This window comes from Pseudomonas sp. RA_15y_Pfl2_54, from assembly GCF_963971015.1.
Classification (GTDB): domain Bacteria; phylum Pseudomonadota; class Gammaproteobacteria; order Pseudomonadales; family Pseudomonadaceae; genus Aquipseudomonas; species Aquipseudomonas baetica_A.
In genome coordinates, this window is record NZ_CAXAPN010000043.1 from 1 (window position 1) to 19324 (window position 19324).

General features: G+C 57.5%; 24 protein-coding genes, 1 tRNA gene and 1 pseudogene. 16 read left to right on the forward strand and 10 right to left on the reverse strand.

The window, feature by feature from the left end; translation table 11 throughout:
* Positions 1–157 precede the first annotated feature (157 nt).
* On the reverse strand, positions 158–997 hold the full coding sequence (gene galU / locus AACY50_RS25535; RefSeq protein ID WP_105345983.1) for a UTP--glucose-1-phosphate uridylyltransferase GalU: 840 nt from the start codon (positions 995–997) through the stop codon (positions 158–160).
* Positions 998–1253: 256 nt separating this feature from the next.
* Here galU and AACY50_RS25540 point away from each other — a divergent pair, with 256 nt between their 5' ends.
* Positions 1254–1439 (forward strand): hypothetical protein, encoded by a 186-nt coding sequence (locus tag AACY50_RS25540; RefSeq protein WP_339433174.1) that lies wholly within the window; start codon positions 1254–1256, stop codon positions 1437–1439.
* 138 nt (positions 1440–1577) lie between these two features.
* The gene (locus tag AACY50_RS25545) at positions 1578–1865 is read left to right on the forward strand and encodes a hypothetical protein (protein WP_339433173.1); all 288 of its coding nucleotides are present in this window, start codon (positions 1578–1580) and stop codon (positions 1863–1865) included.
* A 3-nt stretch (positions 1866–1868) separates the two neighbouring features.
* On the opposite strand, the gene AACY50_RS25550 is transcribed toward AACY50_RS25545, so the two are convergent.
* A complete protein-coding gene (locus AACY50_RS25550; RefSeq protein ID WP_150602362.1) occupies positions 1869–2099 on the reverse strand; it encodes a hypothetical protein in 231 nt (76 codons plus the stop codon).
* 71 nt (positions 2100–2170) lie between these two features.
* Positions 2171–2527, reverse strand: coding sequence for a hypothetical protein (locus tag AACY50_RS25555; protein ID WP_221729749.1), 357 nt, complete (start codon positions 2525–2527; stop codon positions 2171–2173).
* 210 nt (positions 2528–2737) lie between these two features.
* Between AACY50_RS25555 and AACY50_RS25560 the strand changes: the two genes are divergently transcribed.
* The 4 genes from AACY50_RS25560 (at position 2738) to ada (ending at position 5111) form a co-directional block, all read left to right on the forward strand.
* Positions 2738–3040, forward strand: coding sequence for a DUF1883 domain-containing protein (locus AACY50_RS25560; protein WP_007946189.1), 303 nt, complete (start codon positions 2738–2740; stop codon positions 3038–3040).
* Positions 3041–3068: 28 nt separating this feature from the next.
* The gene (locus AACY50_RS25565) at positions 3069–3242 is read left to right on the forward strand and encodes a hypothetical protein (RefSeq protein ID WP_339433172.1); all 174 of its coding nucleotides are present in this window, start codon (positions 3069–3071) and stop codon (positions 3240–3242) included.
* A gap of 49 nt (positions 3243–3291) precedes the next feature.
* Positions 3292–3957: a DNA oxidative demethylase AlkB gene (gene alkB / locus AACY50_RS25570; RefSeq protein WP_339465960.1), complete on the forward strand. Its 666-nt coding sequence runs from the start codon at positions 3292–3294 to the stop codon at positions 3955–3957.
* 86 nt (positions 3958–4043) lie between these two features.
* Entirely contained in the window at positions 4044–5111 is a 1068-nt protein-coding gene (gene ada / locus AACY50_RS25575; RefSeq protein ID WP_339465902.1) for a bifunctional DNA-binding transcriptional regulator/O6-methylguanine-DNA methyltransferase Ada, read from the forward strand.
* Here ada and AACY50_RS25580 read toward each other — a convergent pair.
* Together AACY50_RS25580 and acuI are read right to left on the reverse strand one after the other, a co-directional pair.
* Positions 5108–5566, reverse strand: coding sequence for a GyrI-like domain-containing protein (locus AACY50_RS25580; protein ID WP_339539381.1), 459 nt, complete (start codon positions 5564–5566; stop codon positions 5108–5110). The two genes, ada and AACY50_RS25580, sit on opposite strands and share 4 nt — an antisense overlap.
* 62 nt (positions 5567–5628) lie before the next feature.
* Positions 5629–6612, reverse strand: coding sequence for an acrylyl-CoA reductase (NADPH) (gene acuI, locus AACY50_RS25585; protein ID WP_339433170.1), 984 nt, complete (start codon positions 6610–6612; stop codon positions 5629–5631).
* 218 nt (positions 6613–6830) lie between these two features.
* On the opposite strand from acuI, the gene AACY50_RS25590 reads away from it, so the two are divergent.
* The 9 genes from AACY50_RS25590 to AACY50_RS25630 all read left to right on the forward strand — a co-directional run bounded on the left by AACY50_RS25590 (position 6831) and on the right by AACY50_RS25630 (position 14674).
* Positions 6831–7895, forward strand: coding sequence for an NAD(P)H-dependent flavin oxidoreductase (locus tag AACY50_RS25590; protein ID WP_339465907.1), 1065 nt, complete (start codon positions 6831–6833; stop codon positions 7893–7895).
* Between the two features lie 155 nt (positions 7896–8050).
* On the forward strand, positions 8051–8818 hold the full coding sequence (gene modA / locus AACY50_RS25595) for a molybdate ABC transporter substrate-binding protein (protein ID WP_339539384.1): 768 nt from the start codon (positions 8051–8053) through the stop codon (positions 8816–8818).
* Positions 8819–9493, forward strand: coding sequence for a molybdate ABC transporter permease subunit (modB, locus tag AACY50_RS25600; protein ID WP_339539386.1), 675 nt, complete (start codon positions 8819–8821; stop codon positions 9491–9493).
* 9 nt (positions 9494–9502) lie between these two features.
* Positions 9503–10582: a molybdenum ABC transporter ATP-binding protein gene (modC, locus tag AACY50_RS25605; RefSeq protein ID WP_339507899.1), complete on the forward strand. Its 1080-nt coding sequence runs from the start codon at positions 9503–9505 to the stop codon at positions 10580–10582.
* A 71-nt stretch (positions 10583–10653) separates the two neighbouring features.
* Positions 10654–11691: a DNA topoisomerase IB gene (locus AACY50_RS25610; RefSeq protein ID WP_339433165.1), complete on the forward strand. Its 1038-nt coding sequence runs from the start codon at positions 10654–10656 to the stop codon at positions 11689–11691.
* Between the two features lie 145 nt (positions 11692–11836).
* On the forward strand, positions 11837–13474 hold the full coding sequence (locus AACY50_RS25615) for an ABC-F family ATP-binding cassette domain-containing protein (protein WP_339539389.1): 1638 nt from the start codon (positions 11837–11839) through the stop codon (positions 13472–13474).
* Positions 13475–13545: 71 nt separating this feature from the next.
* Positions 13546–13776 (forward strand): hypothetical protein, encoded by a 231-nt coding sequence (locus tag AACY50_RS25620; RefSeq protein ID WP_339507901.1) that lies wholly within the window; start codon positions 13546–13548, stop codon positions 13774–13776.
* A gap of 121 nt (positions 13777–13897) precedes the next feature.
* Positions 13898–14128, forward strand: coding sequence for a hypothetical protein (locus tag AACY50_RS25625; protein WP_221729737.1), 231 nt, complete (start codon positions 13898–13900; stop codon positions 14126–14128).
* 261 nt (positions 14129–14389) lie between these two features.
* Positions 14390–14674, forward strand: coding sequence for a hypothetical protein (locus tag AACY50_RS25630; RefSeq protein ID WP_221729736.1), 285 nt, complete (start codon positions 14390–14392; stop codon positions 14672–14674).
* Positions 14675–14781: 107 nt separating this feature from the next.
* On the opposite strand, the gene AACY50_RS25635 is transcribed toward AACY50_RS25630, so the two are convergent.
* The 5 genes and pseudogenes from AACY50_RS25635 to AACY50_RS25655 form a co-directional block, all read right to left on the reverse strand.
* Positions 14782–15231, reverse strand: a complete 450-nt coding sequence (locus AACY50_RS25635; protein WP_445261502.1) for a fimbria/pilus outer membrane usher protein — start codon at positions 15229–15231, stop codon at positions 14782–14784.
* A 39-nt stretch (positions 15232–15270) separates the two neighbouring features.
* Positions 15271–15767, reverse strand: a pseudogene (locus AACY50_RS28870) (FimD/PapC N-terminal domain-containing protein); the annotation flags it as partial.
* A gap of 75 nt (positions 15768–15842) precedes the next feature.
* The gene (locus AACY50_RS25645; protein WP_339465916.1) at positions 15843–16583 is read right to left on the reverse strand and encodes a fimbrial biogenesis chaperone; all 741 of its coding nucleotides are present in this window, start codon (positions 16581–16583) and stop codon (positions 15843–15845) included.
* Positions 16584–16675: 92 nt separating this feature from the next.
* Positions 16676–17065, reverse strand: a complete 390-nt coding sequence (locus AACY50_RS25650) for a fimbrial protein (protein WP_339433160.1) — start codon at positions 17063–17065, stop codon at positions 16676–16678.
* Between the two features lie 418 nt (positions 17066–17483).
* Positions 17484–17570, reverse strand: a tRNA-Leu gene (locus AACY50_RS25655).
* Between the two features lie 462 nt (positions 17571–18032).
* Here AACY50_RS25655 and AACY50_RS25660 point away from each other — a divergent pair.
* Positions 18033–19037 carry a hypothetical protein gene (locus AACY50_RS25660; protein ID WP_339539393.1) on the forward strand — a complete coding sequence of 335 codons (1005 nt, stop codon included), beginning with the start codon at positions 18033–18035 and terminating at the stop codon, positions 19035–19037.
* The last annotated feature ends 287 nt before the right edge of the window (positions 19038–19324 follow it).

Here is a 19324-nt window from a genome sequence, read left to right on the forward strand (position 1 = left end):
AGGCTGGTCTGGCTGCGAGACTCTCCTTGGATGTAAGCCATAACGAAAAATGCTCCGTATCTTTCGATACGGAGCATTTTCATTGAGCGCTGCGCAGATTGCTAGGTTTTCACACAGTCTGCGAAGGTGGCTTTTCGTACAGACCGATCAAACGCTATCAGTAAGCCTTGCCAGTCTTGTAGAAGTTTTCAAAGCAGAAGTTCGTCGCGTCGATGTAGCCCTCAGCGCCACCGCAGTCGAAACGCTTGCCTTTGAACTTGTAGGCCATTACGCAGCCGTTCTGGGCTTGTTTCATCAAAGCATCGGTGATCTGAATTTCGCCACCCTTGCCTGGCTCGGTTTGCTCGATCAGGTCGAAGATGTCCGGAGTCAGGATGTAACGACCGATGATCGCCAGGTTCGACGGAGCGTCTTCCGGCTTTGGCTTCTCGACCATGCTGTGAACGCGGTAGATGTCGTCGCGAATCATCTCGCCGGAGATCACGCCGTACTTGTTGGTTTCTTGCGGATCGACTTCCTGGATGGCCACGATCGAGCAGCGGAACTGCTTGTACAGCTTGACCATCTGGGTCAGTACGCCGTCGCCTTCAAGGTTGACACACAGGTCGTCCGCCAGCACCACGGCAAACGGTTCGTCGCCAATCAGCGGGCGACCGGTGAGGATCGCGTGGCCCAGACCTTTCATTTCGGTCTGACGAGTGTAGGAGAACGAGCACTCGTCCAGCAATTTGCGGATGCCGACCAGGTATTTTTCCTTGTCGGTGCCTTTGATCTGGTTTTCCAGCTCGTAACTGATGTCGAAGTGGTCTTCCAGAGCGCGCTTGCCACGACCGGTAACGATCGAAATTTCCGTCAGGCCAGCGTCCAGAGCTTCTTCAACGCCGTACTGGATCAGTGGCTTGTTTACCACCGGCAGCATTTCTTTAGGCATGGCTTTAGTCGCTGGCAGGAAGCGAGTACCGTAACCGGCTGCTGGGAACAAGCATTTCTTGATCATATAAGTCCTTGAAAGGGCTGTGTGTACGAGTTTCGGCGCAGTCTAATCAGGCGGCGTGCACCTTACAATGCCCCGCACTGGCTAACCGATGCCATCATAGAGAAATATTCTCGCCGATAGTTCCATCGGCATCTTGCGTAGCCAGATCAGCGTAGCTCAAAGATGCCGACAAGCCGAATCACCATACGCTCATCGCCCCCAATGCGAGCATTTGCCGGTATCATGGCGCCTTTGAACCAGCGAACGAGACAGATAGATGGCCGCGGTAAAAATCATCAACGGGTACGTGATCGACAAGAAAGACGGCAAGTGGAATCTGACCACCACCAATGGCGAACACATCGCTGGGCCTTTCGACAGTGAACAACTGGCGACTGATGTCGCGTCGGTGTTCACGGACACTCCCGCATCGGCGAAGCGCCGTGGCAAAGATCAGGACTGATCTGCTGCGCCCTCCCCCGGAGCCCTGCCCTTGCGCAGGGCTTTTTTGTGCTCGCCTGCAAACAAGTGGCCTATCGCTATAACCTTTTCATACCAGCGCTGTCAGAGCGTCTAGTCCCCCTCGTTAAAGACGACAAATATGAACCTGAACAGTTTTTTGCCACTGATTGCGGTACTGGCCCTGACCGGTTGTGCCACCTCCCAAACCACTTACCTGAACAACGGCGAACAGGGCCTGACCATCGAGTGCTCCGGCGAAGCCAATTCCTGGGCCACTTGCTATGAAAAGGCCGATGCCTCCTGTGCGGGCACCGGGTATCGCATCGTCGGCACGGACGGCACGCCAGCTTCGAAGGAAAGCGACAAGACATTGGGTATCGATGTCGGCAACTACAAAAACCGCAGCGTGGTAGTGGTCTGCAAATAGACCTTACATGTGGATTTCGGCGAACTTGATCCCGAGTCCGCGTACAACTTCGATCAGATCGTCGAGCCGATTGAAAGACTCGACTTCGTCGTTATCGTCCACCAGGAAATAACTGCGCCCAGCGCTTTTCTTGAAAAACACGATCCACTCGCCCGAATTCGCCGGGTTCTGAATTACATGGGTGGCAGAGATCAGGCCCTCTGCGTGGCGCTCTCGTACTTGCTCTCGCTTCATCGCAACTCCAGAAATGAAAATGCCGTCACAGCATGACTGTGACGGCATTGATGCTGATGACCCGTAGTCTATCAGCCGGAAATACACGCGTTGGCAGCGTTACGCACATCACGTGGGCGCACGGGTACATTGGACATGCGCTCGTGCAGCTTGATGCTGCTGCCGCCGGAGCGATCTTCGATGTCAAACACGGCCGCCGCGCCCGTGGACAATTTCCCGGGAACGATGACTCGAACCCCATCCTTGTGCGCCTGCACTTGCAGCGCGCCACGGCTATCGGCCAGTTTTTCGGCCAGGCATTGAGCGTACTCATGGGGCTTCTTGCCGGAGATCACGCTCATGGTCGGCAGTGTTTCATTGATTTCGGAAACACTTGCGCAACCACCTACAGCCAAAACCAACGGCAGACACACCACACCCCACTTCATACAAAACCTCCGTTAAAGACCGTCCGACAGCACAAATGCCGTTTTTCTCCGAGGTCTCTTGCATTTAACCCGCATCCAATCGCGAATATGTGTTCAAAATTGTCAATCCAACGTCCGACGGCCAGATAATAACCCGTGCGGGCTGATAAACTGCGCCCATTAACAAGCTATCGTTTTGATTTTGTAGAAAAAGCCCTTCCGGAGGCGCCCATGAAATTTATTCACCAGCGCGAGCACCTCAACGAAGACGACATCGTCGTCATCCAATGCTCGCAAACCTGCAACATCCGTCTGATGAACGACGCCAACTTTCGCAGCTTTAAAAATGGTGGTCGCCACACCTATCACGGCGGCGCTTTCGACACCTTCCCGGCCCGCATTACGGCGCCGAGCACCGGTTTCTGGAACATCACCATCGACACCGTCAACCGTCGCCCAATCAGCGTTACCCGCAAGCCGACGCTGACTCACTCGATCAAGATCATCCGCCGCTCCAGCACCAAACTCAGCTGAGCTGCCCCACCCTTTCAGGCAGGTAAACATGACCGTGGCCCAAACGACCAAATACGTCATCAAGTACAAACTCAACGGTGAGCGGCGCTTCGAGTTCGCTCAACTGGAAAACGGTACAGAAGAAGAAGCCAAGGCAGCGCTGAGTGCAATTCACGACCAGGCTGACGTAGTCAGCGATATCGCCGTCAGCAAAGCGCTGTAACCTTTCGCCAGAATTCGACCGCTAGCGTCCACGACACTTTGTGACCCGCATGCAACCGAGCCATTTTGATCTATTCGCCGATCACGAACCTGAGCAGCAACCCCGCGCCGAGCAGATCGGCGAGCAATCGTGGTTGCTGCGTGGGTTTGCCCTGCCCATAGTCGATCAACTGTTACCGGTATTGGCCGCGATTCTGGCGGCAGCGCCATTGCGCCACATGGTCACACCGGGCGGTTTCAGCATGTCGGTGGGCACCAGCAGTTGCGGGCACCTGGGCTGGATCACCGATCGCAGCGGCTATCGCTATTCAAGCGTCGACCCACTCAGCGGCCAGCCCTGGCCGGACATGCCCTTGATATTGTCCGACCTTGCGCACTGCGCCGCCGAGCGTGCGGGATTTGCCGACTTTTACCCGGACTCCTGCCTGATCAACCAATATGTCCCCGGCGCCAAGATGTCATTGCATCAAGACAAAGACGAAAGAGCCTACGCTGCGCCGATCGTTTCTTTGTCGCTAGGGTTGCCGGCCATGTTTCTGTTCGGCGGTTTCAACCGTAACGACAGGAGCCGGCGAATCCCTCTGCTGCACGGTGATATGGTGATCTGGGGTGGCGTTGATCGATTGCGCTTTCACGGTGTATTGCCGATCAAAGAGGGTCGGCATTCACGGCTGGGTGAACAACGGGTCAATCTGACTTTTCGTGTTGCTGGATAAGCTGCAAAATTTGACCGCAAGGCCCGGAGTGTTACGTCCAGCGTCGCCGGGTAACCTGAATCAAACAGGTCAATGGATTAACCACCATGAAAACGCTTTCGAGCACGATCAACGTCGAAAACGATCCACGCTGGGCCGCAGTCGTAGCGCGGGACCCACGGGCGGACGGAGAGTTTGTCTATGCGGTGAAAACCACCGGCATCTACTGCCGTCCCAGCAGCCTTGCACGGTTGCCGAAACCCCAGAATGTCGAGTTTTTCGCCACGGCCGAACAAGCCGAGGCGGCGGGATATCGGCCGAGTAAACGCGCCAGCAAGGATCAAAGCGACGTGGCCGCGCAGCATGCGACGACTGTGGCATTGGCCTGTCGCCAGATTGAAACCGCCGAAACGCTGCCATCGCTCAACGTGCTTGCTGAAACGGCTGGGTTGAGCCCGTTTCATTTTCATCGCGTCTTCAAAGCGGCAACGGGTCTGACACCCAAGGGTTACGCGACTGCTCACCGCTCGCGCAAAGTGCGCCAACGCTTGGCGGACGGCGACTCGGTGACCGATGCGCTGTACGACGCAGGTTTCAACTCCAACAGTCGCTTCTATGAGTCAGCCGATCAGGTATTAGGCATGAAACCCGGCGACTACCGCGCCGCCGGGCAGAACAACGACATTCGCTTCGCCGTGGGCCAATGCTCGCTCGGCGCGATTCTGGTGGCGCAAAGCGAGCGCGGCGTCTGCGCGATTCTGTTGGGCGACGATCCTCACCAACTGGTGTGTGATTTACAGGATCAGTTCCGCAAGGCGAACCTGATTGGCGCGGATTGCGGATTTGAACAACTGATCGCCAAAGTCGTAGGCTTTATCGAGGCTCCGGCTATAGGCCTGGATCTGCCGCTGGATGTGCGGGGCACGGCGTTTCAGGAACGGGTGTGGCAGGCGCTACGGGAAATCCCGCTTGGCAGCACTGCCAGTTACGCCGACATTGCCCAGCGCATCGGCGCGCCAACCTCGATGCGTGCCGTGGCTCAAGCATGCGGCGCCAACCGCTTGGCAGTGGCGATCCCCTGCCACCGCGTGGTGCGCAGCGATGGCAATCTTTCAGGCTATCGCTGGGGTGTCGAACGCAAACGACAATTGCTTGAACGCGAAACGCAGCCTTAGCGGAGTCCGATGTAAATCGATACTGATTCGGGGCTGGTATAGGCCTCGAAATCGGTGGCGAATCGACGCTGGATCTGCGGATTGGCTTCGAAATAAGCCCAGACCCGCCCCCATGCAGCAATGACCGCATCAGGTAACGAACCCTGCCCCTCGAAAACCAGATACTCCCCCCCCTCTATCCGGACGGTTTCAAAATCTCTCGCCGGCTGCTCCACGGCGACGCCGGCAGTGACATCAAACTTGCCCGAAGCATCAGACTCGTAACCCGAATACACCCCATAAACCGGAGAGGTGGTTGGCTTGCCCGGAATGACTGTCGCCAAATTCCCGCCCTGAAACTGCCCCCACATCGGGCCAATTTTCGCGGTCTCGGCACTAGTCTCTGCGGCGTTTTCGGTGCGCACACGCAAGCCAGAGACCAGAAACTGATCGACGTATTGCTTTTTTAGATCCATCGAAATTGCCACTCCCTTTATTAGAAATGCGGCCCCACAGAGCCGCGATGGCGCTTACTTTGTCATCGGTTGACGTCAACCACAACCCGCCCGCGAAGTTGTCCGGCCAGCAGTTTCGGCGCCGCATCGATGGCTTCGCTCAAGGCGATTTCATGGCTGATCAAGGGCAGCAAGGCAAAGTCCAGATCCTTGGCCAGGCGATCCCATGCTTCCAGTCGACGCGCTTTGGGCTGGGTCACACTGTTGATGCCGGCCAGGGTCACACCGCGCAAAATGAACGGTGCCACCGAGGCCGGAAAGTCCATGCCCTGGGCCAAACCGCACGCAGCGACCGTGCCTTCAGAGCGCGTGCTGGCGCAGGCATTCGCCAATGTGTGGCTGCCGACCGAGTCGATCACTCCCGCCCAACGCTCCTTGGCCAGTGGTTTGCCCGGCTCGGACAGGGTTGCACGGTCGATGATTTCGCTTGCGCCTAACTGTTTCAGATATTCGTGCTCAGACACCCGCCCCGTGGACGCCACCACCTGATAACCGAGCTTGCTCAGCAACGCGATAGCAAAACTGCCAACGCCACCATTGGCGCCAGTGACCAGCACCTCGCCCTGCTGCGGCGTCACGCCGTTACGCTCCAGCGCCATAATGCACAACATTGCCGTGTAACCTGCCGTGCCAATGGCCATGGCTTGCGCGGCGCTAAAGGCTTTGGGCAACGGAATCAGCCAGTCCCCCTTGAGTCGCGCTTTCTGCGCCAGTCCGCCCCAATGGCCTTCGCCCACACCCCAGCCATTGAGCAGTACCTGATCGCCCACTTTATAGTCCGGGTGCGAACTGAACTCGACCGTGCCTGCCAGATCGATACCCGGCACCATCGGGAACTTGCGCACCACCGGGCCGTTGCCGGTGATCGCCAGCCCGTCCTTGAAATTGAGCGTGCTGTACGCAACGTTTACGGTCACATCGCCTTCGGGCAAGTGCTCTTCGTTGATCTGCTGCAGGTTGGCGCGATAACCGCTGTCGTCTTTGTCGATCAGAATACCGTTGAACATGATGGCCTCTCATGGATGGATTTAGGGTTGTCGTAGCCTTCAAATACCACATCTCGGAGCGTTGCCACACACGACTTTCTGCCAATTCGCGCATCGGTCACCACCCGCGCTGAGCGACTGCGCTGCGCGATGTTCTGAATTTCAGAGTGGCCCTGAGTCCGGTTTTGCTGTTAAAAAAACCGGCCTTGCCCCGTTTCATCGTTCGGAGAGCCGTGCCCATGAGCCAATGGCCAGATACCCGCATTATCAATTTGCTCGGCACTGCATGGCCGATCATCCAAGGCCCGATGGCCGGCGCCACGAATTCATCCATGGTGATCGCCGTGTGCAACGCCGGTGGCCTTGGCTCGATGCCAGCGGCAATGCTGAGCATTGAGCAATTGCGTGAAGCGCTGAAAACGATTCGCCAGCACACCGACAAACCTTTCAACGTGAATTTCTTCTGTCATCAGCCACCCGCCGTCGATGAGCAACGCGCGCGCGACTGGAAGCACCGGCTGGAGCCGTACTACCGCGAACTGGGCGTCGACTTCGATGCGCCAACACCGGTGTCCAACCGGGCGCCGTTCGATGCGGCAGCGTGCGAAGTGCTGGAGGAGTTCCGGCCTGAGGTGGTGAGCTTCCACTTTGGCCTGCCGGAAAAATCCTTGCTGGATCGGGTGAAAGCCACCGGGGCGAAAATCCTGTCTTCGGCCACCACCGTCGATGAAGCCCTCTGGCTGGAGCAGAACGGTTGTGACGCGATCATCGCCATGGGCTACGAGGCCGGTGGACATCGCGGGATGTTTCTCAGCGAAGATCTGAACACCCAGGTCGGCACCTTCGCCCTGGTGCCGCAGGTGGTCGACGCGGTGAAGGTGCCGGTGATTGCCGCCGGTGGGATCGCCGACGCTCGTGGCGTGGCGGCGGCGTTTATGCTGGGCGCATCTGCGGTTCAGGTGGGCACCGCGTACCTGTTTACCCCGGAAGCTAACGTCAGCGCCGCGCATCACAGGGCTCTGCGCACCGCCAAAGAAAGCGAAACCGCCGTCACCAACATTTTTACCGGGCGCCCGGCCCGCGGCATTCTCAACCGCGTCATGCGTGAACTGGGGCCGATGTCGCCCACAGCGCCAGCCTTTCCGTTGGCCGGTGGTGCACTGATGCCACTGCGGGCCAAAGATGAGGCGCAGTTCGCCAACCTCTGGGCTGGCCAGGCTTTTACTCTGGGGCAGGACGTCAGCAGTGCCGAACTGACTCGGCAACTCGCCGAAGGGGCGTTGACCAAACTGGCTCATCGGTGAAGAAGATCAGGGTGATGAACGCAAGTGCTCACCCTGTTTTTCACCTGCACTTTCCGTTTGGCGGCAATTCGCTATATATTTCGCTATATAGCGTTTCTACTCATTGCAACGGCGCAATAGCTACCCTCTGCACACGCCTACAACGGAGCTGTTACATGATCACTCGTGCCTCACGTTTAGTCCCTGCCTGCCTGGCCTCTTTGCTCGCGGTTTTCGCCATCGGCGCAGTCCAGGCTGATGAAGTCCAGGTTGCCGTCGCCGCCAACTTCACCGCGCCGATCAAGGCCATTGCCGCCGACTTCGAAAGAGACACCGGGCACAAACTGGTCGCCGCCTACGGCGCTACAGGCCAGCTCTACACTCAGATCAAGAACGGCGCTCCCTTCGAAGTGTTCCTCTCGGCGGACGACACCACACCGGAAAAACTTGAGAACGAAGGCGAAATCGTCAAGGGATCGCGCTTCACTTATGCCATCGGCACACTCGCGCTGTGGTCGGCCAAAGAAGGATATGTCGACGCCAAAGGCGATGTGCTGAAGAACAACGAATACCAGCATCTGTCCATCGCCAACCCCAAAACGGCACCCTATGGCCTCGCCGCTACACAAGTGTTGGCAACGTTGAAACTGGGCGAAGCCACCCAGGCCAAGATCGTTGAAGGCCAGAACATTACTCAGGCTTACCAGTTCGTCTCCACGGGTAATGCCGAACTGGGCTTCGTTGCGCTGTCACAGATCTACAAGGACGGCAAAGTCAGCAGCGGTTCAGCGTGGATTGTTCCGGCCACCATGCACGACCCGATCAAACAGGACGCAGTGATCTTGAACAAAGGCAAAAACAACGCTGCCGCCCAAGCCCTGGTTGACTACCTCAAAGGCCCGAAAGCCGCCGCGATCATCAGATCGTACGGTTATCAGCTCTAAATGTCGCTCTCGAGTGCCGACTTCGCGGCGATCTGGCTGACCCTGAAACTGGCGTCCCTGACCACCGCGATCCTGCTGGTTGTCGGCACTCCGATTGCCCTGTGGTTGTCGCGCACCCGTTCGTGGCTGCGCGGCCCGATCGGAGCAATCGTCGCCCTGCCCCTTGTGCTGCCGCCGACCGTGATCGGCTTCTATCTGCTATTGCTGATGGGGCCGCACGGTGTTGTCGGCCAGTTCACCCAATGGCTAGGGCTCGGCACGCTGACGTTCAGTTTCACGGGGCTGGTGATCGGTTCGGTGATCTACTCCATGCCGTTCGTGGTGCAACCGTTGCAAAACGCGTTCTGCGCCATTGGCACTCGCCCGCTGGAAGTAGCCGCGACCTTGCGTGCTAATCCGTGGGACACTTTTTTCAGCGTGATTGTGCCGCTGGCCCGCCCCGGCTTTATCACCGCGGCGATCCTCGGCTTCGCACATACCGTCGGTGAGTTCGGCGTCGTGCTGATGATTGGCGGCAACATCCCCGACAAGACTCGCGTGGTCTCGGTGCAAATCTACGACCACGTCGAAGCGATGGAATACGCCCAGGCCCACTGGCTGGCCGGCGCGATGCTGGTGTTCTCGTTTCTGGTGTTGCTGGCGCTCTATTCCAGCCGCAAAACCCGCGCTGGCTGAAGCTGATCGATGATTGATGCACGCCTGAAAGTCGCTTATCCCGGCTTCAATCTGGACGTCGACCTGCATTTGCCGGGGCGCGGCGTCACCGCGCTGTACGGTCATTCCGGCTCGGGCAAAACCACCTGCCTGCGCTGCATCGCCGGGCTGGAACGTGCAGAGCAAGGCTTCATCCGCATCAACGACGAAGTCTGGCACGACAGCGACAACGGCATTTTCGTGGCGCCGCACAAACGCGCACTGGGTTATGTGTTTCAAGAGGCCAGCCTGTTTCCACACCTGTCGGTGCAGGCCAATCTGCAATTTGGTCTCAAGCGCATCGCCAAATCCGCACGCCGGGTCGACATGGCACAAGCCACCGAACTGCTGGGTATCGGCCACTTGCTTGGGCGTCATCCGCAGCATTTATCGGGCGGCGAACGCCAGCGCGTCGGTATCGCCCGTGCGCTGCTGACCAGTCCGAAACTGCTGCTGATGGACGAACCACTCGCCGCGCTCGACAGCCAACGCAAAAGCGAAATCCTGCCCTACCTGCAACGCCTGCACGACGAACTGGATATTCCGGTGCTGTACGTCAGTCATGCGCAGGACGAGGTTGCGCGCCTGGCCGATCACTTGGTATTGCTCAGCGACGGCAAGGCATTGGCCAGCGGCCCGATCGGGGAAACGCTCGCTCGCCTGGACTTGCCGATGGCGATGGGCGATGACGCAGGCGTGATCATTGAAGGGCTGGTCAGCGCCTACGATGCGCAATATCAGTTGCTCAGCCTGCAACTGCCGGCGACCGATATGAGCATTCGCGTAGCGCACGCACCAATGGCCATCGGCCAAGCCCTGCGCTGCAAGGTGCACGCGCGCGACATCAGCCTGGCCCTGCAAAACAGCGAGTTCAGCAGCATTCTCAATCGGCTGCCGGTGACGGTGGTCAGCGAGCTGGCCGCAGACAACACCGCCCATGTGCTCATCCGTCTCGACGCTGGGGGCACTGCGTTAGTGGCGCGCATTACGCGATTTTCCCGGGATCAATTGGGCGTGCATCCGGGCCAGCAGCTCTGGGCGCAGATCAAAGCGGTCGCCGTACTCGCGTAAATCATTGGCACGACGGCTTCAGTGCGCGGTCAATCGTTTTACCGACCGCTGCGCCATCCAAGGAAGCTGCCATGCCCGATACCGAGTTGACCGACGCTCTGCCCTGCGACCTGCATTACGTCGACGACACACAGCCCGGCATCACCCGCAAAAAACTGCGCGCCAGGTTCAGCTATTTCGAGCCCTCGGGCCAGCGCATCACCGATCCCGATGAGATCAAGCGCCTCAACGCCCTCGCCGTGCCGCCAGCCTATACCGATGTGTGGATCTGCCCTGACCCGCGCGGCCATTTGCAAGCTACCGGTCGTGATGCCCGGGGTCGCAAGCAATACCGCTATCACCCGCGCTGGCGTGAAGTGCGCGATGCCGACAAATACTCGCGGCTGCGTGAGTTCGGCCTGGCACTGCCAAAACTGCGCAAACAACTGGAAGCGCTGTTGGCCGCTCCCGGCTTCAGCCGCGACAAGGTCATGGCCACCGTGATCACGTTGCTCGACGCAACGTTGATCCGGGTCGGCAACACGCAGTACGCCCGGGACAATCGCTCCTACGGTTTGACCACCCTGCGCAGTCGCCATGTCGAGGTCAACGGCAACGCGATCCTGTTCCAGTTTCGCGGCAAGAGCGGCATCGAACACCAGATCACCGTCAAGGACAGACGCCTGGCACGCGTCATCAAGCGCTGCCTGGAGATTCCCGGGCAAAACCTGTTTCAGTATCTGGATGAGCAGGGCGAACGGCACACCGTGAGTTCCTCCGACGTCAACGCGTACCTGCAAACCCTGACCGGCGCCGAGTTCACCGCCAAGGACTACCGCACCTGGGCAGGCAGTGCCTTGGCATTGGCGGTGTTACGCGAGCTGCAATGGGAGTCAGAAACCGAAGCGAAACGGCATGTCGTGGAGATGGTGAAAGGCGTCGCCAAACAGTTGGGCAACACCCCGGCGGTGTGCCGCAAGTGTTACATCCATCCCGCGGTGGTGGAAAAATTCATGCTCGGTGCTCTCGCTGAACTGCCGCGCCCACGCGTGCGCAAGGGCTTGCGAACCGAGGAAGTAGCGTTGGCGATGTTTCTCGAACGAATGGGCGATATGACGCACGCAACTTGATCGACTGGGCAGCGTCATCTAGGCTATCGACCTTTCCATTTCTCAGGACGACCGCAGACGTGAACAACCTGGCCTTCTAAAAATGTAAGCGCGGCACGCCGTTCTCGGTGTTTGTCAGTTTTCACGACATTTTTTGGAGGTGCCGATGGCTCACGTCTCGCGTACGTCTGCACTCGTCTCCCTGAATCAACTGAATTTTCAGTTCGCCAATGGCGAGATGATTTTTAACGCACTGAATTTGCAATTCGATCATCTGCCGACCGCCGTCGTCGGGCGCAACGGTGTCGGCAAAAGCGTGCTCGCGCGGCTGATTACCGGGCAGCTAGAGCCTACCGCCGGCAACGTGACGCGTTCAGTTTCGGTGCGCTACGTCCCTCAAACCTTCACCTCCAGGCCCGGTCAGACTATTGCCGATGCTACGGGCACAGCGCGAGCACTCGCAGCACTGGTGCGACTCGAGCAGGGCAGCGCCAGTGCCGAGGATTTTGACCTCATCGGCGAAGGGTGGGATCTGCCGGAGCGCTTGCGTCAGCGACTTGATGAGGCCGGGCTGCCCAACATCGGCACGTACGATCTGACTGACAATCTCAGCGGTGGCCAGCAAGCCCGGATCGCGCTGATCGGCGCGCTGTTGAGTCAGGCGCAATTGTTGGTGCTGGACGAACCGACCAATCATCTCGACCACGCGGGCCGGCAATGGCTGATGCGTGAACTCGAACGCTGGCGCGGTGGCTTGATTGTCGTCAGCCATGACCGGCAATTACTCGAGCAGATGCGGCGAATCGTCGAAGTCACACCGCTCGGTGTGACAACCTTCAGCGGCAACTATTCAGCGTATTCCGAACAGCGTCGAGTGCATCAAGCAGCCGCGCAAGCACAGCTTGATCAAGCTCGAAACGAACGCCAGCGCGAGCGTTCTCGGCTGCGGCATGAGCACGACACGATCCAGCGTCATGCCGCTTGCAGCCGTCGCCATGCGCAAACTGCCAACATGGCGAGCTTCGAGCGAAGTGCGGCGAAGGCGGCTGCGAGGGAAATCATGGGGCGTGTACGGGCCGGTCATCTGTTACGGAAATCCGAACTGGATACCAGAGTGCGTGACGCCTACACGAACGTTGCGCCCGACGACGGTATTCTGATCCATTTGCCGGGGAGCGCTGTTCCGAGTACTCGCCAGATCTGCACACTCGTCGAGGCCTGCTTGCCGTGGCTGCCGGTCGATGCGCCTTCAACCTGGCTGAACCTGAGCCTCCACGGGCCGATGCGCGTTGCCGTCAGCGGTCCAAACGGGTGTGGCAAATCCACCCTGCTGAAAATGCTCGCCGGTGAGTTAACACCTGAGTTAGGTGACTGCACCACCCACGTGCCTAGCGCCTTCCTCGATCAACACCTGACGCAGCTGGATAATCGCATGAGCATTGTTGAGCAGCTCAAAGCGCAGCGAACACCCTTGGACGAGGGCACCTTGCGCAGCTACCTGGCGCACCTGCAATTGAACGCGCAGTGTGTCACTCGGCCCTGCGCCTCACTCAGTGGCGGTGAGCGCCTGAAAGCGGCCCTTGCATTGGCACTGTGGCGCCAGACGCCCGCGCAATTGCTGCTGCTCGATGAGCCAACCAACCATCTCGATCTGCCCTGCGTAGAAGCCTTCGAACAAGCCTTAAAGACCTTTCCCGGCTCAATTGTCGCGATTTCCCACGACCAAGCGTTTCTTCGAGCGTTAAACCCCACTCATTGGCTGACCTGGGGGCCCACAGGTTGGCGCTGGCAACCGACGAGCTGAACTGTCTATTTTTTGCACGATGGCCAAGGCCTTCTATAGTTGATGTGACACGAATCAGCTGCGGTGACGCCATGGAAGACATTTTCGTCGTGAAGCGCTGCAACAAGATCATCATTCACGGTCGACGCGCCGAAGACAGCCAGCATGATCGAGCCGAAGCCTTGGGCTGGTTTCGCATCTGCGATACGCGCACAGGCGGCTTCATCGGTGATGGCTACGACGCCGAGGAGGACGCACGGCGCGAATGCAAGCGGCTCAATGCAGTCAGTTCGCCCATACCGGCCCGACAGTCTTCGGCCTGATGCTGATCAAATGCGGGTCTATACTGAAACCTGCTGAAGGAGCAGCGCCCCAATGGCAGAAAGCTCGCAACTCGTGGGCTTTTTGCTGCCGCTCAGCGGTTTCATAGAACGGAGGTGTTTCATGTCCGAAAAAGAGTCCATCACCACCCTCCTCACCCTGCTCGACGCCCGGCAAGCACGCCTCGCAGCGGCTTGCAAAGAGATCGCCGACTGGGTCGATCACCAAGGCGGACACCCGACCGCGCTGCGCATCCGTGATCGCCTGAACGATATCGAAAAGGACGCGCCGCTGATTCGCAACACGCTGTCGGCGCTCAAGCCAATCGATCGGCCACTGCCTCGATTCAAATAGCGCCAGCAGTCATTGTTTCGGGCCTTATCAGCGGTGGCACATGCCTCACAGGATTGTCGCCTGCCCGGTATTTACGGGCCTGCGGCGCTCGCGCTTACTTTTCACATCGCCATCACATCAGTACGCTTAAAGTGAAATCACTCCTTTAGTACATACCTCTCTCACCCGCCCGCATGCGGGTGTTTTTTTGTCTGCTGCAGTCACCGAACGGCACCGGCTGTGGGCTGTCATAAACTGTACATGTCACGAAGGAGACGGCTCATGGTTATCCACTTCAACGTCGACGGGCATCTGGCCTGCGGTCATAAAGGAAAACATCTCACTGCGAGTCGAGAACTCAATCGAGTGAAGTGCCGTAGTTGCCGTAACACCGATGCCTACAAACAGGCCAGAAAAGACCACCGCAATGCGGCTCGACGCACTGCACGCCAAGCAAAAGCCTCCCACGGCGCAGCAAACTGGCGTGCGGAATGGATTGAGCGTCTGACAGCGATAGCAGGACTCCAGCGATTGCCTCGCGGATTTGCCGGGCAGGCATTCGTTTAGAGCGGCATAAAAAAACGGACTGATAAATATCAGCCCGTTTTTTACGGTGGTTATATAGAAGAGCGTTTTTTTTGTTTTGGCCGCACGGCCAACCAATAGCCTTTGGCTTAACGGTAAGTAACCGAAAAACTTGCATAGCCGTTTGCGCTGCCCGGTGTGGGCGTAGCCCCCTCTGCGGTCTGGATATATCGCGCCTTAAGCGGCGCTACCCCGGCGCGATAGAAATCGGCGCCCAACAGGCCACCATATAAGGTCAGATCGAACGGCAAGCCGTAAGCCAGTGAGGCCTGTGCAAACGGGATGCTGTCGAACACATCACCGGGCGTAAAACTCTCCCCCTGCGTCAAGGTGCCCTTGATCCAGGTCAGATCACGTTGCGCGTAGGTGTTGCCGCGCTGCCAATCACGCTCGCCGTCCTGATCCTGACGGAACGAAGAGCTGGAACGAAAGCGCCATTCCCCCAGGTTAAAACCACCGTTGCCGTAGAGGTTGTATTGGTTGCTGTTGCCACGAGCGTCACTTTGCGTCTGCGCAGCCGAGAGCTGATAGTTGAGCATACCGGCAGTGATCCCGCGATCCCATTCCTGAGGAGCAACATAACCAGCGGCATCGCGGCGCAAGGCGATCTGCGGCACGCTGATGTCCAACGCCAAGCGGTTGGCATCGAAACTCACTGACGCGCCCTCAATCAGCGCAGCCAGATCGATGCAATCGCTCAGTGCTTTTCCAGGCGTTTGGAACGCGTCCAGTTTGACCCCAAGCTCGGTCAAGAAGCCGGCCGTCAGACACGCACTTGAGCGCTCTGCTCATCCTTGACGAAGGTGATGTCACGTCGGTCGAAAAAGCTCTGATTCAAGCGAACGACCACCGGATAGGTGCCCGGCCCAATGCTACCGCTGTTGGCGACGGCGTCCAGATCAAGGTTCGGACCAGCATGGGTGCCGCCAAATGACTGCATGAAGCTGGAGTCAAATTTCGCCGGCTCGTTAGCGTGCACCCACCCTGGCACCAACGCCGCCAGGATGGCGACGGACAACCGCAGCGGAGTAAAAGGCACAGACAGGCAGTCAAGATTCGGGGCATGGGTTCGCATGACAATACTCAATACGCTGCCGCCACTCGGCCGAGGCAGCGTGCAGAGACATTCGCAAGGAAAAGGACGAGAGCGTTATGGGGCGCTGGTCAGGGTCACTGTCTGAGGTGGGCTGTAACCGCCGTAATCGTTGATCGCAGAGAACATCACCTCCCCGCTGCGACCACTGAAACCCGGCAGCGGATAGCGCTGACTACTCATAGGGGCGACCATTTTCGGTTCGTTGACTTCGACGAAATGTGTACCCGCAACGACTTTCACACCGAAAAACGAGACATGGAACGCCGAAGGGTTTTCAACCACCAGCACAGGCTTTCCCTGCTCTTGCGTGAGGCTCCAGCGCAGACGGTCAAGGGCGTCCAGCGGATTACCCTTGAGGTCGGCTGGTCGATAGAACAACTTGATCCGAGTACGCATAGCAATTTTCAGGGTGTTTTCGTCAGCGTTGCCGGCGACCGGAATTTCCTGGGCATTGAAATAGAACACCGATTCGCGATCCTTCGGCAGGTCGCCCGGGACCTTCTGAACCCTGACCATTTGCTCTTTGCGAGGGTCCAGACGAAACAGTGGCGGCGTCGCTACAAACGGTGTCGGCGTGGTGTTGTCGTCCGCTTCGGTGTTGATCCAGGTTTGCACCGCGTAAGGTTGAGATGTCGTGTTACTGACGCTGATGGAGGCATCACGCTTGTTGCCATCAAAGACGATTCGCGTGCCACCGAGCATCACACCGGCCTGGCTGATGCCACTGAGCAGCATGCTGCTTAACAAAAGGCTCGCTATCGCAGTCGTCTTGAAAGGGAAAACAAAATTTTGCATTTTGGTCATCCTCTTGTCGCTACGACCGTCGCGGCCGTAGCGAGGGGAAGGACAGCCAGAGCGCAGCGCCACTGGCTGTGCATCGACGGAACCTACTGGTAGTCGACGGTAAACGCAGCTTTGGCATTGGCCGGACCCGAGGTCGCGACGCCGGTAGCGATGTAGTTGGCGGTGAAGCGCAGTGGCTGAGTCAAATCCAGATAAGGAGAAGACTCCAGACCCAGTTGCAGGTCCTTGCCGGAGGCATCCTTGATCTGCACGGCAACGTTGGTAGCAACGCCAGCCTCCGGAACCAGACCGAGCCATTGCCCGCTCGCGCCAGCGTTACCGCTTAGGGACAGGAACTTGACCACAGCTTTTTTGCCAGCCACGTTGCAGCCAGGTGCCGTGGTGTTGATTTCACCATCAGCCGCCATTGCCGCCTGCGAGGCTGCACCGAGAACCAGAGCGAGAGTCAAACCTTTGAGGGCAAACTTTTTCATGATCACATCCAAATAATTGAGAAGTGTCTGCAAGCCTTCTCTCGGCCTTCAGACGGATCGACGGAGCCTGCCCGACGTCGGGTCAAGGCGTTTCGTCTGGGGCAATTATCGAGACACGGGGAGGATGCTGATGTAGGAGTTTTCCGTGCACTTGTAGGAATATTCCTAGCGGCGTCATCTCTCGTTTTTGCGAGGCGACTTCGGATGCGGAACTTTGCAGGAAGCAGGAAGCAGGAAGCAAGAAGCAGCGCAAGCTACCACTTGGACATATCGCCATGGCGATGAAGGATGATTACATCGGGGAACGGCTCAGAGCGAAAGTCATCACGAACTGGCACAGCGCGGAGCAGACTTCAAATTGCGGAGCGCAAACGATAAAGGCCTGCATGAGAAATCTCATGCAGGCCTTTGATATTCATGGTGCCCGAAGCCGGAATCGAACCGGCACGCCCTTACGAGCGGGGGATTTTAAGTCCCATGCGTCTACCAGTTTCGCCATTCGGGCGGTAGCGCGGTGTAGCTGATCTCTGCTCGTACAGCAGAGGGGGAAATATATACATCACTCCCCGGTGAAGCAAGTTCGCAAACACGAAATTCAAGACTAAATCTTGCCGCGGATTGCAAATAAAAAAGCTCCGTAAATCATGGATCTACGGAGCTTGTTTATAGTGGAGGCCGAGGTCGGAATCGAACCGGCGTAGGTGGATTTGCAATCCACACCACAAAGCTAAGTAGATCAATAGCTTAGCATCAAATGCGTTCCGCAAGCTACTGATTTTATTCAAGCTCCAGACCACGCATTTCAAGGCGTAGCTTTGGGGTTGCGGAACGGTTTTCGCATGGATCAACCATACCCCCTCTATTTTTTGCCATGACTCCCCCATCCTCGAAATCACTTGGATTGAATCATCGTTTTTGCCATGCTGAAGTGATGGCAATTAGCCTCAACTCAACGACAAGGACAGTAATGAGCTATATCACCCGGATCTGCGGTAACGCATCTAATTGGCAATACCCCACCAAGAGCGCGGCCGAAGCACCTGACACGTTTTACTCACAACATGGTTATGGTCATGAAGAGTGGCTTTTTCGATTCGAATGGCAAATTGGCGGTTGGCAATATGGCTTTCTTCAGGGCGTCAACAAAGGCTGGGAGTCACGGCTAGCCAGAGGAGAGCGTGCCGGTGATGTAGTGCTCTATACCCTCACACCTCATGGTCGCCGTTATATAGCCCGTATTCGCCATATCGAATTCCTAGATGATGCTCAAGGCGTCGCGGCCCTGGATCATTACAAGCGGATGGGCTGGTACGACCGCATGTTGAAAGAGATAGATGCTGTAAATGGCGATAGAAGTGGCTTGGGAAATGGTGAATGGGCACCTTACGTGTTGAATGTCCGGTTCCGCCCTGAAGATGTTGAGTGGTTTCCACCCAATACTTTTGCTGAAGCTGGAGACCCAGTGCAGAAATTCAACCGCTACCAGCTAGTTGAGCTAGATGATGAAGAATTCCTGCCAGAAATTGTGCGAACACGCCGTCCAGCCAGGGTAGGTCAAATTTCCCCCCCCATTCAAGATAGCTATTTTACCAGCGGAGGTTCGGGGCGACAGTGCTCCCCGGAGCACGGAATGATGCAGGCAGCTCTACATGAGGAGTTGAAGATTGAGTACCCAGATTCAAGCATCGTCTTTGAAGAAAATTTCATCGATGTAACCGTAACAACTGAAACGGAAAAAATTCTTTTCGAGGTCAAGTCAGATTTTTGTACCCGTAGAGTCCTTCGCTTGGCAATAGGGCAACTGCTCGAATACGCATATTACTGGGATGAACCCTCAGAGAAAACAGTCCGTCTGGTAGCAGTCGGACGGACGAGCCTGAGTGCCGAAGATGAGCGATATCTCAGATATTTAACCCACCAATTGAATCTTCCGCTTGAGTATCGCCAGGTCCGATTACCGTCTGAGGGGTAAGTATAAGTTCGGTGCCGTTTGACTTCAGTCCATCGGCACTGTTTCGGATTTCTGTGCGATCCGATGATGGATTGGCACGGCTAATTCTACAAGCCTCTAAACTCGCGGTCTCCAGCATCATCAAGAAACGCACGTACCATTTTTTACCGCCCCATTTTCTTTTTCTCCCCTGACGGGACAAGCGGCGCTCTTCTCACATCGTCGGAACACGCGCCTGTCGCTCAGATCCCAAGCACTTCCTACAAGCGTTTCCGTCGCGGGCAAAACGACCTGTGAGAAAGTGTCCC